This is a genomic window from Roseateles depolymerans (assembly GCF_003387155.1).
Classification (GTDB): Bacteria; Pseudomonadota; Gammaproteobacteria; order Burkholderiales; family Burkholderiaceae_C; genus Roseateles; species Roseateles depolymerans.
The window spans coordinates 390,925-406,701 of record NZ_QUMT01000002.1 but is presented as its reverse complement, the minus strand read 5'-3'; the positions used below and the strand labels follow the sequence as shown (position 1 = coordinate 406,701).

The 15,777-nt window shown below is 68.3% G+C and carries 15 protein-coding genes; 2 read left to right on the top strand and 13 right to left on the bottom strand.

The genetic code is table 11. From position 1 onward, the window contains the following. Positions 1-189: 189 nt before the first annotated feature. The 7 genes from DES44_RS24615 to DES44_RS09785 form a co-directional block, all read right to left on the bottom strand. Positions 190-1,275 (bottom strand): hypothetical protein, encoded by a 1,086-nt coding sequence (locus DES44_RS24615; protein ID WP_147307036.1) that lies wholly within the window; start codon positions 1,273-1,275, stop codon positions 190-192. A gap of 369 nt (positions 1,276-1,644) precedes the next feature. Continuing rightward, positions 1,645-2,616, bottom strand: a complete 972-nt coding sequence (locus DES44_RS09810) for a UDP-glucuronic acid decarboxylase family protein (RefSeq protein ID WP_058934779.1) — start codon at positions 2,614-2,616, stop codon at positions 1,645-1,647. Continuing rightward, positions 2,613-3,566, bottom strand: a complete 954-nt coding sequence (locus DES44_RS09805; protein WP_198165002.1) for a glycosyltransferase — start codon at positions 3,564-3,566, stop codon at positions 2,613-2,615. The genes DES44_RS09810 and DES44_RS09805 overlap by 4 nt, the downstream gene beginning before the upstream one ends. After that, positions 3,487-4,695, bottom strand: a complete 1,209-nt coding sequence (locus DES44_RS09800; RefSeq protein ID WP_232309984.1) for a glycosyltransferase family 9 protein — start codon at positions 4,693-4,695, stop codon at positions 3,487-3,489. The genes DES44_RS09805 and DES44_RS09800 overlap by 80 nt, the downstream gene beginning before the upstream one ends. A gap of 50 nt (positions 4,696-4,745) precedes the next feature. After that, complete coding sequence (locus DES44_RS09795) at positions 4,746-5,807, bottom strand: glycosyltransferase family 2 protein (protein WP_083525521.1); 1,062 nt, start codon at positions 5,805-5,807, stop codon at positions 4,746-4,748. Next, a complete protein-coding gene (locus DES44_RS09790; RefSeq protein WP_058934776.1) occupies positions 5,804-6,940 on the bottom strand; it encodes a glycosyltransferase family 9 protein in 1,137 nt (378 codons plus the stop codon). The genes DES44_RS09795 and DES44_RS09790 overlap by 4 nt, the downstream gene beginning before the upstream one ends. Beyond that, positions 6,937-8,334: a glycosyltransferase gene (locus tag DES44_RS09785; RefSeq protein ID WP_232309983.1), complete on the bottom strand. Its 1,398-nt coding sequence runs from the start codon at positions 8,332-8,334 to the stop codon at positions 6,937-6,939. The genes DES44_RS09790 and DES44_RS09785 overlap by 4 nt, the downstream gene beginning before the upstream one ends. Here DES44_RS09785 and DES44_RS25825 point away from each other — a divergent pair. After that, entirely contained in the window at positions 8,333-8,461 is a 129-nt protein-coding gene (locus DES44_RS25825; RefSeq protein WP_257720734.1) for a hypothetical protein, read from the top strand. The genes DES44_RS09785 and DES44_RS25825 overlap by 2 nt on opposite strands. Positions 8,462-8,556: 95 nt before the next feature. Here the strand turns inward: DES44_RS25825 and DES44_RS09780 are convergent, their stop codons facing one another. From DES44_RS09780 to DES44_RS09760, 5 genes are all read right to left on the bottom strand, one after another. Beyond that, the gene (locus DES44_RS09780; protein ID WP_058934775.1) at positions 8,557-9,042 is read right to left on the bottom strand and encodes a hypothetical protein; all 486 of its coding nucleotides are present in this window, start codon (positions 9,040-9,042) and stop codon (positions 8,557-8,559) included. Between the two features lie 149 nt (positions 9,043-9,191). Continuing rightward, positions 9,192-10,406, bottom strand: coding sequence for a glycosyltransferase (locus tag DES44_RS09775; RefSeq protein ID WP_170156640.1), 1,215 nt, complete (start codon positions 10,404-10,406; stop codon positions 9,192-9,194). A gap of 47 nt (positions 10,407-10,453) precedes the next feature. Further along, complete coding sequence (locus tag DES44_RS09770; protein WP_058934773.1) at positions 10,454-11,395, bottom strand: amidohydrolase family protein; 942 nt, start codon at positions 11,393-11,395, stop codon at positions 10,454-10,456. 2 nt (positions 11,396-11,397) lie between these two features. Next, complete coding sequence (locus DES44_RS09765) at positions 11,398-12,582, bottom strand: glycosyltransferase (RefSeq protein WP_058934772.1); 1,185 nt, start codon at positions 12,580-12,582, stop codon at positions 11,398-11,400. A 205-nt stretch (positions 12,583-12,787) separates the two neighbouring features. Then, a complete protein-coding gene (locus DES44_RS09760) occupies positions 12,788-14,221 on the bottom strand; it encodes a hypothetical protein (RefSeq protein ID WP_058934771.1) in 1,434 nt (477 codons plus the stop codon). Between the two features lie 229 nt (positions 14,222-14,450). Here DES44_RS09760 and DES44_RS25015 point away from each other — a divergent pair, with 229 nt between their 5' ends. Next, on the top strand, positions 14,451-14,618 hold the full coding sequence (locus DES44_RS25015) for a hypothetical protein (RefSeq protein WP_157592943.1): 168 nt from the start codon (positions 14,451-14,453) through the stop codon (positions 14,616-14,618). 147 nt (positions 14,619-14,765) lie between these two features. Here DES44_RS25015 and DES44_RS09755 read toward each other — a convergent pair whose 3' ends face one another. Next, positions 14,766-15,755, bottom strand: coding sequence for a YihY/virulence factor BrkB family protein (locus DES44_RS09755; protein ID WP_233441644.1), 990 nt, complete (start codon positions 15,753-15,755; stop codon positions 14,766-14,768). Positions 15,756-15,777: the final 22 nt, after the last annotated feature.

Here is a 15,777-nt window from a genome sequence, read left to right as displayed (position 1 = left end):
ACGACGCCGCCCGTCCGTCCTCCCCGGCGTTCTTCGCCTCATCGGTGCGCGACGAAGCAGGCCGGCCCAGTGCCGTTCCGGCCACGGGCCAGGGCTGGCGCCGGGGCGGCGGCGTCTGCAGGCTGGCGGGACGGGGCGCACGCAGATGGCGCAGATGGCCCGGGGCGAGACGACTGGGATCCATCGCGGTCAGCAGAAGGGGTGGCCGAAGGCGAACGACCCGAGCATGTGACCGAGCCCCGCCCCCATGCCCGCACCGATGCCCGCACCGATGCCTGCCCCCAGCCCCATGCCGAGTCCGGACAAGGCCCCGTCTGCCCAGCACGGCGCCAGCGGGGAGGTCATGCCGAATCCGACGGCTGGCCAGCCCGGTGCGGCCATCGGGTTCCACATCGGGTAGGGAGGATAAGGAACCATGCCGCCACAGGCGTCCCAGACGATGGGCGGAGACGGCATGAAGGGCGTGGGAGCGATGACCGTTTGAGGCGCCACCACGACCGGCGGTGACCACCCCGGTGCGGCCACAACGGGAGCACCCACAACGGGAGCGGCACTGGACCACTGCGCCACGACAGGGCCCTGCATGTTCAGCGGCGACGGCGGGAGGCTGGACCATCCGGTCTGGATGGTGGCGCCGCCCGGCGTGGTGGTGACCGTCTGGATGGACGTCTGGGGCCCCAGCAGTGGCGACCCCGGCCGGGACCATGGCGGCGCGCTCGGCGCCTGCCCTGCCATCAACGGCCCCGCCCCAGGGACCGCACCAGGGACCGCACCAGGGTGGCCAGGATGGCCTGCCCGACCTTGATGGCCGGAGGGATGACCAGGCCCCGACGATGAAGGGCCCCGTGCCGCAGCTCCGCCAGGACCGACCTGCGCGCCTTGCTTGGCATGCGGGGCATGCGTTATGTGCTTGGCATGCGGAGTGTGCGTGGCATGCGGCGCATGCGGAGTGTGCTTGGCCTGCCTGGCATGCGGGCCAGACGCGTCCGCCTCTGCACGCGGGTCCCCGCCTTCTCCATAGGTCAGGACGTGGGCCATCGCCTGCGGGTCATGCCGGCGCTGCTCCATCTGCTGCAATTGCGCGGCCGTGGCCGGCAGCAGATGCCGCTGCACCACCGCCTGCTCCTCCGGGCTCAGGCTCTGGCAGACCCGGGCGAAAGACTCCAGAGTCGGCAACCAGGCGGCTATGTGGCCATAGTTTGCAGACAAGCGGTGCAGCACTTGCTGCGTGACCGCATCGTCATGGGACAAGCCCCCCGGACCCTGCAGGGGCATGGAGGGATGTTGCCAGGGACCCCCAGCACCGGGCCAGGGCTGTGCGGTTGACCCCTGCCCTGGCTGCCCAGGCTGCCAGTGTGGCGAGAAAGGCGTGGACGGCCCCACCATGGGGGCAAAAGCGGGATGCGGAAAAGACATGTGCGGCTCGCCTTTGGAAGACCTTGGATGCCCGACTGGACATCGTCCCCCTAGGTGGGTCCACGCGCCTGAAGCTGCATGACAACCGCTCGAGCGAGGCGCCGCTCATTGCGAAATCTCAAGGTCGCGCATCACCCCGCGAACCATTCCGCCCCCGCCCCTACCCTTCAGCACCCGCCTGCCCCCAACACGCACCCATCCGCACTTCGCGCCCATCCGCACTTGCCGTCACGCCACGATTACCCGCTGCTGCCCCAGCAGTTGCCGGAAATGATGCAGGGTTCGCTCCAGCCCTTCCTCCAGGCTGACCTGCGGCACCCACCCCAGCCGCTCGCGGGCCCGCTCGATGTCCGGACATCGCCGGCGCGGATCGTCCTGCGGCAAGGGCCGGAACACCAGGCGTGAGCGGCTGCCCGTCAGGCGCAGGATCATCTCCGCCAGCGCCAGCATCGTGTGCTCGCCGGGGTTGCCCACGTTCACCGGGCCGATCTCCTCGCCCTCCATCAGCAGCATCAGCGCCCGCACGGTGTCGCTCACATAGCAGAAGCTGCGCGTTTGCTGGCCGTCCCCATAAACGGTCAGGTCCTGCCCCTGCAGCGCCTGCATGATGAAGTTGCTCACCACCCGACCATCGCCTGGCCGAAGCCGCGGGCCGTAGGTATTGAAGATCCGCGCGATGCGCACATCCACCTTCCGCTCGTGGTGGTAGGCCATCATCATCGCTTCGCCGCAGCGCTTGCCCTCGTCGTAGCAGGACCGCGCCCCGTTGGGGTTGACGTTGCCCCAGTAGTTCTCCCGCTGCGGATGCTGCTCGGCATCGCCGTAGACCTCGCTGGTGGAGGTCTGCAGCAGGCGTGCGCCGGTGCGCTGCGCCAGCTCCAGCAGCCGCCACAGCCCCAGCACGCTGCACAGCACCGTGTCCACCGGCGCCGTCTGGTAATACGCGGGACTGGCAGGGCAGGCCAGGTTGAAGACGCGGCGCGCCTCCACCAGTTCACGCGGCGGCTCCAGGCACACGTCCCGTCGCTGGAAGGTGAAGGCCTTGTGACCCAGCAGGCCGTCCATATGGCCAATGTCGCCGGTGCTGAGATTGTCCAGCGCCATGACACGATGCCCCTGCGCCAGCAGGGCCTCGCACAGATGGCTGCCCACGAAACCGGCGGCGCCGGTCACCACCACGGGAAGAGAGTCCTGGTTCATGTCGTGACCTCGTGAAGGATGTGCAGCCAGTCCGAAACAAATCGATCGATACCGAAGCGCTGTTGCGCCAGCACGCGTCCGCGTGCGCCCCAGTCGCGGGCCAGGCCGGGGTCCCGCAGCAGTTCCTGCATGACGTCCGCCAGTGCGTCGGGGCGGTTGTCGATGAAGCCGTTGTCACCGCTGCGGATCACGGTGCTGAGTTCCGTCGTGGCCAGGCCCACCACCGGCTGGCCGATCAGCATGGCCTCGATGAGCGCCAGGCCCAGGCTCGTGTAGCGCACGGGATGGAAGAAGAACCGATGGGACGCCATGTAGCTTGGCAGCGCCTGTTGCGACACCTCCCCCACCCCACCCGGCAGGCCCTCGCTGCCCATGCCCACCAGCGACAGCGGCACGGCGTCCAGCATCTGACGGTACAGGTCCAGTCCCAGCCGACGGCCGCGCCGCTCCAGATGGTTGATGACGACCAGCCCCTGCGCCAGCTCGCCGTGATAGTGCGCCTGGCCCAGCGGTTTCACGCCGTGCTCCACCACCCGCCAGGGTGTGACCCCGTTGTTCCACATCAGCGCATTGAAGTGGGTGCAGTGCACCAGCATCGCCGCGCGGTCCTGCACCCAGTGCAGCGTGTCCGTCGGGTGCTGCTGGGGCGGGTCATGCTCCAGATACAACCGGGGCAGCTGCTGCTGGGCCGCGGACAACCAGCGGGGCCGGTCCTCGTCCCAGCCGATGCGGTGCTGGTAGAGCACCACATCGAAGGGCATGTGGGCAATCTGATCGACGACAGCCTCGAACACGTTGTCGCCCCAGGGCAGGCTGCCCACCCGGCCCACCCGGCCCGGGGATCGCTGCGGGTCGGTCACCAGGTAGAAGTCATGCGGCACCTGCGTGAGGTTGTAGAGGTAGTTGCCATGCACGTGCCAGGTGAGGATGCGAAGGCGTCGGGCCATCAGGGAGCTCCTGCTGAGGAAGGGGATGGGCCAGCAGGTCGTCCAGCGCCTGCAGGACCTCGAACACGGACAAGGCATTCGCGCAGGCATGCCCGTTGGGACATTCCGCATAGGCGCATGGCCGGCACGGCGCCGGTTTGGCCAGCACCCGGTGCAGGCGCTGATCGGGCGGCGCCCAGCGCATCGGCTCGCTGCCGCAGGACACCACCACGCTGGGCACCCGCAGGGCCGCCGCGATGTGGGAGACCCCGGTGTCGTTGCACACCAGCACACGGGCCCGGCGCAGCAGCGCGCCCAGCGACCAGAGCGTGGTCCGGCCGATGAGGTTGATGCTGGGCACCTTCAGCGCCTCCAGCAGCATGCGCAGTTCCTCGCCCAGCGCGGCTTCGGACGGCGTGCCGGTCAGCACCACCGTCTGGCCGCCGTCATGCAGGGATTGGGCCACCGCAGCAAACCGACGCAGCGGCCAGCGCCGCGACGGCAGTTGCGCGCCCACATGCACGCAGGCGTAGGCCTCGCAGTCCTCCCAGCCGGGCCAGGACTGACGCAGCGCGAGGTCGTCCTGCGGTCGCAGAGGAAACTCCAGGGCGTCTCCATCGACCGGCAGACCCAGGTGATGGCACAGGCCCAGCAGCCGCTGGGTTTCATGTCCCAGCACCGGCCAGGGGACGAAGCGCTGCGCATCCCCGGGCGGCACCCAGGCACCCGGCCCATGGAAGCCGGCCATCTGGCGTGCGCCAGCCAAAGCCAGGAAGGGATTGGTCACCTGGCCGCTGCCATGCAGCTGGAGGGCGAGGTCCCAGTCCATCGACTGCAGCAGGGCCAGCGCCGGCGGCAGTCCCCGCACGTCCACCGTCTGCTCCGGCAGGCCCGGCCAGCCCGGAAACGGCAGCCATTCGTCGACATGGCCGATGCGGGAGAGGTACTCGCGCGACGCCGGCACGCCCATCACACAGATCCGCGCCGCCGGCCAGGCGCGCCGCATGGCCCGGAGTGCCGGCACGGCGCAGATCATGTCGCCCAGCATGAGCGCACGCAGCACCAGCACGCGGCGGATGGGGCCTTCCACCCTGCCCGCTCCCCCGGGGGACTGCGGTGCAGCGGTGAGGGGCGAATGAGGGTCCAGGGTCACGGAGGGTCTCCAGGTCTGCAAGGTCAGCGAGGTCAACAGGGTGACGGGATCTACAGGAACAGCGTCCGGAAATGCCAGGCCCCTCGCAGGCGCCAATACACCGACAGGAAGGGAATGGCGGCCGACGTGGCCACCATCTCCAGCACATGACGGGGCGCATGCGAGGTGTGGCGCAATCGCCGCCGGGCCAGCATCAGGATCAGCAGCGCCGCGCCGGCCAGCGACAGGAAGGCCGGCACCGCCCGGCCCATCGCCAACAGCGCCACGGCCGCGATCGTCAGTGCCACGACGGCGTAGTAGTCCCAGGGCGGTACCGGCCGGATGCGACTGCGATAGAGCGACGGATGCTTGCGGTACAGCAAGGCATCGAAGAAGACATTGCGCTGCTGGCGCAAGGACACGCCCCAGCGCTCTGGCCGCACCGGATGCCAGACCTGGGCCTGCTCGATCCGGCCCACCGGCCCGAGCGCCTGCAGCCGGAACTGCAGGTCGGAGTCCTCCCGCCACGCACGGCGAAAGCGCTCATCAAAGCCGTCGATGCGGGTCATCGCCTCCCGCCGGACGAAGGCATTGGCCGTGACGAACTCCGCTGTCTCCAGCCCCCGGGTCATCAGTTCATGGTCGGTCGGCCGTTCCTGCCGGTGCAGCGGAGGGGCCGGTCTCGGCACCTGCACCCGGCCCGAGGCGGCCACCCAGTCCGGGTGGTCCGCCATCGCTTCAAGACCGCGCGCCAGCCAGTCAACGTCGGGGATGGTGTCGTCGTCCGTGAAGGCCACCACCGTCCCGTTTGCGCCCCGCCAGCCCGCATTGCGCGCAACGGCGGGGCCGCGTCCATGGTCCGGGCGCAGGTAGCGCATGACCGGAGCATCGGTCCGTGAGGCCAGGACCTGCACCCGCTCGCGAGTGCGATCGTCGTGACCGTCGTCCACCACCACGATCTCGAAGCGCTCTCGCGGCAGCGACTGGGCCAGGAGGGCCAGCAGGCAGCGCTCCAGCAACATCGGCCGCAGGTAGGTGGGAACCACGACGCTGAGCGTCGGGACGGCGGCGTAGACCGTGTCGGCCGTGTCGGCGGTATCGGCGGTGTCGGACCTACCGGAGGGCATGCTCATGTCACCGTCTCCCTCATCAGGCTCGATGCGGCGCGTGCCACGTCAGCCGGATCCACCAGCCGCAGGCAGTCATGGTGGCCCTGCACGCAGACGCTTCTCTGGCAATTGCGGCAGGGCACGTCATGGTTGAGGACCCGGGCTGGCACCCGCCAGGGGGTGTGCTGCGGATTGGTCAGCGCATACAGGTCCACCACCGGCGTGCCCACGGCGGCGGCCAGGTGCACCGGACCGCTGTTGTTGGCCACCAGCACCCGTGCACCGGCGATCAGCGCCGCCAGTTCGCCCAGAGTCGGTGGCCGGGGCAGCACAAGGCTGGATTCGCGCATGGCAGCACGCGCTTCATCCACCAGCGCCTGTTCATGGGCGCCCGCGCACCACACGATGGCCGTGCCCTCGGCGCCAGGGTCCTGGCGCATCCGATCCGCCGCGGCCGCAAACGCCGTCGGCGCATACCGTCGTGACGGCGCGCTGGCGCCAGGGTGCACCACCGCATACGGCTGCCCATCCTGCAGGCCGGCGGCGGCCAGCGCGCGCTGAGCGGCCTGCTGGTCCCGGGGCAACACGCGGAAGCGAAGACGGTCGTCCTTCGTGAACAGGCCGACATGGGCCACCAGGTCCAGCTGGCGCTGCACCTCGTGCCGCATTCCCGTCTGGACGATGTCCGGGTCCGGCAGTTCGTCGCTGAGCAGGCCGTAGGCCCGTTCGCGGACATGGGCCAGCACCAGCGGAATGCCGGCCATGCGGCAGATCAGGGCCGCGGGCAGCGCGCTCTGGGTGCAGACCGTGAAGAGAATCGCGGCATCAAAACGGGCCCGGCCCAGCCGGCGCACGAGGTGGCGCTCGGCCTCTCCTCGCATCTCGGGCGGCTCGGTATCCAGCACGCTGGCGCCCGTCTTCATCCAGGACGCATGAAAGCCGATCATCTCGTCGATCATGGCCAGATGCGGCCGCAGAGGCTCTGAACCCGGTGCGGCCAGCAGCGTGAGGTGGGCCCAGGGCAAGGTCTCCCGGACAGCGGCGAAGGCCGGAGTGCTCATCAGCACATCGCCCAGATTGTCCAGCCGGACCAGCAGCACACGGCGCACATTCAACCAGCGGCGGTGGCGCTCCCGGTCCAGCAGGTCGCCGGTCATTTCGCCTCCACCCGTTGGCGTGGCACAGCGGCCAAGGCCACCACTGGGGCGCGGTCGACCGACGGGTAGGCGGTCGGCTGCGCCAGGGCGGGCGCGCCACCGGTCTCCGTCACCGGCTGCGGCATCAGACGCAGACCGGTCTCCGCTGCGCGGATGCGACGCTGCTTCATCACCCGCAGGTAGACCTGCGTCAGCTTGTCCGCCACGCCGTCCCAGGTGAACTCACGCTGCACGCGGGCGAGGCCGGCGCGGCCCATCATCCGGCCGAGTTCGGGATGCTGCCGCAGGTCGTCCAAGCGAAGCGCCAGGGCGTCCGGATCCTTGGCAGGCACCAGATAGCCGGTCAGCCCGTCCACCACCGTGTGCTGGATGCCCCCGACCTCCGCCCCGATCACGGGCGTGCCGCAGGCCATGGCTTCGAGCGGCGTGATGCCAAAGGGCTCGTACCAGGGCGTGGTCACAAACACGTCGGCGGCGAGGTAGTAGTCGCGCAATTGCGCCCGGTCCCGTCTCCCCACGAAATGCACCCACGGCTCGCAGCCCTCTGCCTGGGCCACCCGCCGCAGGCGGCCGATTTCCGGGGTACGGACCTCGTCCGCCACCACAGAATCTCCGCCGACGATGAGCAGTCGCCAGGGCACATGGCGGTCGAGCCGGGCCACGGCGCGGATCACGTTGTCCACGCCCTTGCGCGGCACCAGCCGCCCCAGTTGCAGCACGATGAACTCGTGCTCCGGCAAGCCCAGCCGGCGGCGGGCCAGGCGACGGTCGCCCGGCCCGAATTCCTCCAGGTCCACCCCGCAAGGCACCTGGGCGATGCGGGCCTTGGGCGCGCCGTAATGCATCACCAGGTCCTGCGCATCCTGCGGGCATTCCGCAATCACGCAGTCCGCCTCACAGGCAATGCGCCGCTCCTGCTGCAGGCGCTCGGGCGGGAAGGCATCCGCCTCCCGCTGATGCAGTTGCCGCACCGCCCCCAACGCATGGAAGGTCTGCACCAGAGGAACCTGCAGCTGGCGTTGCAGACGCAGGCCCACCAGGCCCGACATGAAGAAATTGGCATGCACCACGTCGTACGGCAGGCTGCGTCGAATCAGGCGCAGCGCTTCACTGCCGAACGTCTTCATGTAGGGCATCAATTGTTCTTTGGGCACAAAGGCGGGAGGGCCCGCGTCGATATGCAGCACGCGCACGCCAGGACGCATGTCCACGGCGGTGGGCAGGGCGCGATGGTCGCGCCGCGTCAGCACATCGACGTGATGGCCCCGCCGCGCCAGCGCTGCCGCGACATGGTGGACATACACGTTCTGTCCCCCCGCATCCACGCTGCCCTGCTGGGCGAGCGGGGAGGCATGCTCGCTGATCAACGCCACTCTCAAGGACTGGTCTGCCATGACTGCTCCGTTCGTGATGCATGGAACGCGGCAAGCCGCATACCACCGCTTCCAGCTTGAATCGACCGAATGTCCCCTTTTCATCGGCATTCCGCGCGATCAGACCCTTCATTGGAACGCCTTGTGAACAACGGGGATCCAGGCACCTGCGGCGCACTCATCCCGCGCTCCAGGCAAGAAAAAAGCGACCCGGAGGTCGCTTCGACTTGAGGTGGGGAACGATCAGTTGCGGTCGGCACGGGCCGGCAGCGAGCTGTCGTTGGAACCGGCGGCCGTGTTGTCGGTGGACATGGCCCCCGAGTTGTTGGCATCCATGCCCGACGAGCGGTTGGTACCGCTGTTGTTCATATTGTTCGAGTTGTTGCCCGTGTTGTTGCGGTTGGGGTCCTGCCAGGTCTCGGTGGTGTTGTTGTTGCCGTTGTTCTGGCTGCTGGTGGCGGTGCCAGTGTTCTGACCATTGGTGGTGGTCGCGGCGCCATTGGTCGAATTGTTCATGCCATTCGTCGTGGACGAATTGGTCGTCGTGGCGTTGCCCGCCTTCATCTGGTCATTGTTGTTGGACAGCGGATCATTGGTCCGGTCGCGGGCGCTGGTGCTGCCCGAGCTACCCTGCCCATTGCCGCCTGCGCCTTGTGCATGCAGGATGCCGACGCCGCTGGCCAGTGCCACGGCCATGGCCACGGTGGTGATCTTGGAACGGTTGTTCATGGCTATCTCCTTGAATCGTTGAAAACAACAGGATTACGCGTAGAACCAGGCGTACACCCCGGATCGGGGACGTCGGCCCTGTGCATCCGTTGTTTGGCAAGCCCGGTGCCCGTCCATGAACGGGCATTCAGTAGGCCTTGCTGCAGGCCTCACCGCCCTGCCCTCGGGCGAAGGTCAGCGCTGCCAGGGACGGCCCGGGGTGCGCTGCCAATCCGTCGCGGCTCCGCAGCGGCCGGACGCGCCAACTGCAGCAGCCGCTGCGCCACGGCCTCCAGCCGGCTGGACAGCGGATGACGCTGCACCATGCTGTCCCGCGCGCGCTCCCCCATGCGCCGACGCAGGTCCGGCTGGGTCAGCATCTGGTGAATGCGGCCCGCGATGTCCTCATGGTCCCGGGCAGCGACCAACCAGCCGCTGCGGCCGTGTTCGACGATCTCCGGCACGCCGCCCACTCGCGTGGCCACCACGCACAATCCGGTGGCCATGCCTTCCATCAGCGCCAGGGGCATCGCCTCCGAATGCGAGCTGCTCACCTGCAGGTCGAGGTCGTGATAGATGGGCAGCACATCGTCGATACGACCGAGCAAATGCACATGCGACTGCAATCCCTGCCGCTCGATGGCCTCCACCAGCTGCGTGCGCATCGGTCCCTCGCCAGCGATCATGAAGTGGACGTCGGGCAGGCGTTCATGCAAGAGCGAGGCGGCGCGCACCAGCACGTCCGGCGCCTTCTCGGGAGACAGGCGGCCCACCAGGCCCACCAGCAGCGTGTCCCGCGGCAGGCCGAAGCGCTCCCGCAGGCCCTGCTCGGGCCGGGGGCCCGGATGAAAGGCCTGCGTATCCACCCCGTTGGGCTCGCAACTGAGCTTGTCCGGGTCGATGCCCAGCCCCAGCGCGTGGTAGTAGCTGTGCTGGCAGACCACGCTGAGGTGGCTGCCCACCATGCGATGCACTTCCAGGTCGGGCATGATGATCTGCCGGCCGTGGATGGTGGAGACCACCGGCACCCCGGTGATGCGGCCCACCACACCGGCGAGCTGATGGGCATTGGGCAGATGAGCATGCAGCAGGTCGACCCGTCCATGCCGCACCAGCCCCGTCACCATCTGCAGGGCAGCCCAGGGCGGATCCTCCGGCATGGGCACCACCATCACCTGCGCGCCGGCGGCGCGGACGCGATCGGTGAAGTCTCCCTCGAAGGGACACAGGACGGTGAACCGGAACCGGTCCCCGCGTCCGAGATGCTCGATCAGCCGCTCGACGCAGCGCTCCATGCCGCCGACGATGCCGTTGCCCACCACCTCCATGACGTGGAGCCGTGGGCTGGACGGATCCAGTCGAGAGAAGGAAGGGGTCTTGTCCATGAGGGGCATCGAGGTCGGTGGATCTTCCGCAGCCCGCCGATGCCGCCTCAGCAGCAGATCGGACGCCAGGGGCGCGGGACAGAAGACGAAGCGGCGCCGCCGGCGCCGTCCTCATCGTTGGCACTGAGGCGGGGCAGCAGATGCCCGGGATGGGAGGAGCGCTGTGCCTGGCCCTCGGCCTCCAGCTTCAGCCCCAGCCAGGCGGCCGCGGTGTCGCACCAGATCTGGCGGCGGGCGGCGGCGTCCAGGTCCAGCATGTCCATCAGGTCCTCGACCCACTGTCGACGCTCGCGCACGTGGGCCCCGGAACACGGCAGGAAACAGTCGCTGCCGAATTGCAGGGACCCGGCGCCCAGCACCTCCAGCATGCGGGCCAGGACCTCCCGCCGATAGGCCGGGGGTGGCCCGAAGGAGATGTCCAGGCGGAACTGCACCTGTGCATGCGGCACGCCGTGGATGCGGTCGATCAGCGCCACGGCCAGGGCCTCGTCCGTCCACGGCCACCCCATGTGGGCCAGGGCGACGCGGGTGCGGGGATGGTCCCGAAGCGCTTCGAAGTAGGTGGGGCGGCAAAAGCGACCCGAGCGGCCGTCGATGAAGATGCCGCTGTGAAACAGCAGCGGCAGGGCCAGCGCATGGGCCATGGCGAAGACCGGCTGCACCCGCTCTTCATAGGGATACCAGCCGGTGGGCACCATCTTGCAGCCGCGCAGGCCCAGGTCCTCGATGGCATGGCGCAGGTCGTCCGGTGCTGCCGGGTCCCGCGGGTCGACCACGGCAAAACCGATCAGCCGGTCCGGGTGATGGCGGACCAGGCGCGACAGGTGCTCATTGGCGCGCCGCAGCGACGCGGCGTCGTCGATGGAATAGCCGTCCCCCAGGAACGGCGCCAGCAGCACGCCTTTGTCGATGCCGGCTTCGTCCAACGTGCGCAGCACATCGTCCGTGCGTTCCCGGCCGGTGCAGTGGAGATGGGCGTCGATGATCATGCTCAGGCCGCGCGCAGCCGGGTGCCGGCGACCGCCGCCCTCGGATGGGCCGGGCGGGCCACATCCGCCAGCCAGCGGCGCACCTGGGCGGCACTGGCATCCCAGCTGGACGCCGCCACGACCGCCATCGAGGACTGTCCCTCACGGCGTCGCTGCTCGCTGCTCAGCGCCAGCGCGTCCTCGCAGTGGCGGATGAAACCGTCCGCATCCTCCGCGACGCGCACCACCGCGCCATACAGTCCCACCACATCCGTGACCGGCGTGCTCACCACCGGTCGTTCGCCGGCGAGGTATTCCAGGGTCTTGGTCGGGCTGATGAACCGGGTGGACTCGTTCAACGCAAACGGCATCAGGCAGACGTCCCAGGCGGACAGCAAATACGGCAGCACCGGATAACGCTGCATGCCCAGCCAGTGCAGGTTGGGCCGCCGCGGCAGCTCCGATTCCGAGATCTTCACCACCGGGCCAGCCATCACGACCTGCCAGTCGGGCCGGGCCTCTGCCACCGCCGCCACCAGGGCCAGGTCCATGCGTTCGTCAATGACCCCGAAAAAGCCCAGGCGTGGCCGTGCGATGCCGGCCTGCATCCGCTCCGCCTCGGCGGCCTCGAGGCTGTCCGCCTTCAGTCGTGCCGGGGAAAAGTGCGGAGCATCCACGGCACTGGGCAGGCAATAGACGCGGGGGTTGAGCGCACGCTTGGCCCGGTGCAGGGCCGGACCCCCACACAGCACCAGATCGGCCGTTTGCATCAGCGCGCTTTCGCGTTGCCGCAGCTGCGCCGGGGCCTGCTTGAAGGCGGAGAGCTCATCCATGCAGTCGTACACCAGCGCGCGCGGGTCCAGCCCGGCCACCAGGGGCAGCGCCATAGGGGTGTAGAGCCACACCAGATAGTCCCGCACGTCGCGTTCGGCCAGTGCCTGCTCCACCAGCGGCAGCAGAGTCGGCAATTGGGCATCGTCGAATCCGGCGGCTGCCACCGGGGTGTAGGGCACCAGCACCTCCACCGGCGCGCCACCGCCGGGCGGCGATTCCAGACGGCTTTCGATGCGTGCCGGACCGGTGCGGTCCAGCACCGGCTCTTCGATGAACAGCACTCGATAAGCCGCTGCCAGCCGTGACATCAGATGCTGGGGGCGCTGGTAGACGAACCCCCAGCGCAGGTGGGAGAAGACAAGAAGGTGTGGCATGGTGGATCCCAGACGCGCGGCACCGCGGCGCCCTGAAGGGGGAGACCTGCATTGCTGCAGGCGGGGGACCGGCCCTGGGGACCGGTCCTGTGGCCATTCGGGCCGCCAGGCGTCCGGCGGCTGGAACTCATGCCGGGAACCCGCCGGCGGCGCCTGCAGAGGCACCGCGGAGACACCCGCGGGGTGCCGCCGGCAGGAACACGGTTTACTTCGTCTTGCCCGACGAAGAGGACGAGGACAGCGACGAGCCGGAGCTGCTGTCGCTGCCGCTGCCGCCGCTCAACGAGCTGCCAGCGCCACTGCCCAGCGAGCTGCCGCTGCCCAGGCTCGAAGTGCCGGTGCCACCGGTGCTGCCGGTGCTGCCGGATGAGCCGGACGATGCCGAGGAACCCGGTGTGCTGCTGGATCCCGACAGTCCGCTCGTGCCGCTACCGGTCGATCCGCTGCCCACGGACAGCTCGGACGTGTTGGACGAACCGCTGCCGGAGCGGTTGGAACGCCACTTGTTGAAGTCCTCGCTGAACTTCTTGTAGCGGTCCTGGCGCCAGGAGTGGTAGTCGTCATCCAGGTTGCGCAGCTGCTCGGTGCGCCACTGGTGGTAGTCCGGGTCATGGTGGGTCTGGGGACTACTGCCGTAGTTCTGGCCCTGACCATAACCGCCGTAGCCGCCCTGCTGCGACCCCTGATAGCCGCCCTGTCCGGAAGACCCTTGGTAGCCGCTTTGCCCACCTTGGTAGCCGCTTTGTCCACCTTGGTAGCCGCTTTGTCCACCTTGGTAGCCGCTCTGTCCGCTTTGATAGCCGCTCTGTCCGCTTTGATAGCCGCCTTGGTAGTTGCCCGCCTGGGACCCGCCCTGGTAGCCGCCGCCTTGGTAGTTGCCGCCCTGATAGCCGCCCTGGTGGCCACCCTGATAGCCGCCAGACGACTGGCCGTAGCCACCGGACTGGTAGGTACCGCCCTGGTAGCCGCCGGGCCGTTGGTCCGTGCCATGCATGCCTTGCAGGCTCTGGTTCAGGCCGCCGAGGCCGCCGCCATAACCACCCTGGTTGCCGTAGCCCCCCTGGTGGCCATAACCCTGGCCGCCATCACCGGATCTGCCTTGTGCGCCCTGGCCCGAGTAGCTGCCCTGGCCGCCGTAGTTGCCACCGTAGTTGCCGCCGTAGCCGCTCTGCCCGCCATACCCACCGGCGCTGCTGCCATAGCCGCTGGGGGCGCCATAGTGGCCGCTGAAATCCTGGGAACCGCCGCGGTCCTCACGCCAGCCCTCGTGCCGAGGCCCCTGGTCGCGATAACCGGCCTGCTGACCACCGCTCTGGTAGCCGGCGTAGCCTTCGCCGCCTTCATAGCTACGCGAGCCGCCCTGCATGCTGCCGGGATAGCTGCCCTGCGAGCCGCCTTGGTAGCCGCCGCTTTGCGAGCCGCTGTGGCTGCCGTACTGACCCGTCTGGCCGTACTCATCCCGTTGGCCGCCCTGCCCCTGGTAGGACTGCTGGCCCGACTGCCCTTGCGAGCTGCCCCACTGTTGTCCTGCCTGGCCGCCATGTTGCTGGCCAGTGTCACTGCGCTGCGAGGACTGCTGTTGTCCTTCGGTGCTGCGCTGATCTTCGTTGCGTCCTCGGTGTTGCCCTTGCTGGTTCATGTCGAATTCCTTTCGGTCGTCTGAACGATTGAACAAACCTGGTGGGCCGACGGGCTCCATGAAGAGACACCGTTGGCCCGGGTCCGTTCTTCAATTCGGCAATGGGTGTGCCGCGACGGTTCCAGGGTCCAGAAACAGCGGGGCGTTCTGAAGCGACTTCTGGAGGTGATTCAGCAAGGCAGTTTCTGAGCGAAACGCTCAATGATGGCGTGGGGTCACGAGGGCGTTGATGGACGCTGTGAAGACGCCTTGGAAAGCGCAGCGCCCGCGCAGCGACCGGCACGCAGCGTTCTGGGTGGGGAGACTCGATGTTCATCTGGCAGAAGCGTTTCTTGCAGCACCGCTTGCGAGCGATAGCCTCGATTCCATCGATATTTGCGGGCATTTTGACAATTGAAGCGATGCTGTCTCTAAGTCCGTTTTCATTGCCCGATTCAATGGTCGCGCTAACACGGCGCAGGCATTTGCGAAGACACGTGCGCCGGCGGGTGCCAAGGCTTGTGCGCGGGCTTGTGCGCATCCATGAAGTGGCGCCCGGATGCGCCTACTCCAGCCCAGCCTCGATCGCCATTGCATGCTCCTTCAAGCTATGCCGCCGCGAAAAGGCCCAACTCAATTCGGCACCCATGAGGAACACCTGCGTCGAGTAATAGACCCACAGCATCATCACCACCAGCGACGCCGCGGCGCCGTACGCCGAACTCACCGCGCTGCGCCCGATGTAGAGCCCGATGAGCGACTTGCCCAGGCTGAAAAGCGCGGCCGTGATCAAAGCCCCCACCCACACATCTCGCCAGCGGATCGGGACATCCGGCACCCACTTGTAGATCACCGCAAACATGACGGTGATGAGCGCGTACGACAGCACCGCATTGAGCACCTGGGCCAGCAGCAGGAAGTCGTCCCCCAGCCAGGGCGTCCACCACTTCCCCATGGCCGCCAGGGCGGCACTGGCCACCATCGAGATCATCGACAGGAAACCCAGCCCCATGATGAGCCCCAGCGACAGCAGGCGACGGCGGATGACGGTCCAGAGGCTGCGCCACACCGGGATGGACTTCGGCGGCGGCACCTTCCAGATGCGGCTGAGCGAATTCTGCAGTTCGGCAAAGACCGAGGTGGCGCCGATGATCAGCACCACCGTGCCGATGACCGCCGCCCAGCCCCCCTCCTCCGGCCGGTTGACCCGCTTGAGCAGGTCTTCCACGGCCATGGCGCCCTGCAGGCCGATGAGGTCGGACAGCTGGTCCATCACTTCGCCGCGGGCGGCCTGTTCGCCAAACACCAGCCCGGCCACCGCAATCACGATGAGCAGCAGGGGCGCGATGGAGAACAGCGTGTAGTAGGCGAGCGCGGCGCCCATGCTGGGGACGTTGTCGTCGCTCCAGCCCTGGGCGGCTTCGGTGACCAGTTCGGCGGCTTCTCGAAGAGGATGCGGCAGTTTGATGATGAATCTCCTGACGGGTGAGGCCCACAGGGAGCAAGGGTAATACCTGCCCCACCCCTCGTCCTGTGCGGCCCTGGCGACCGTCAAGAACCCGATCCCGTCGGGAACG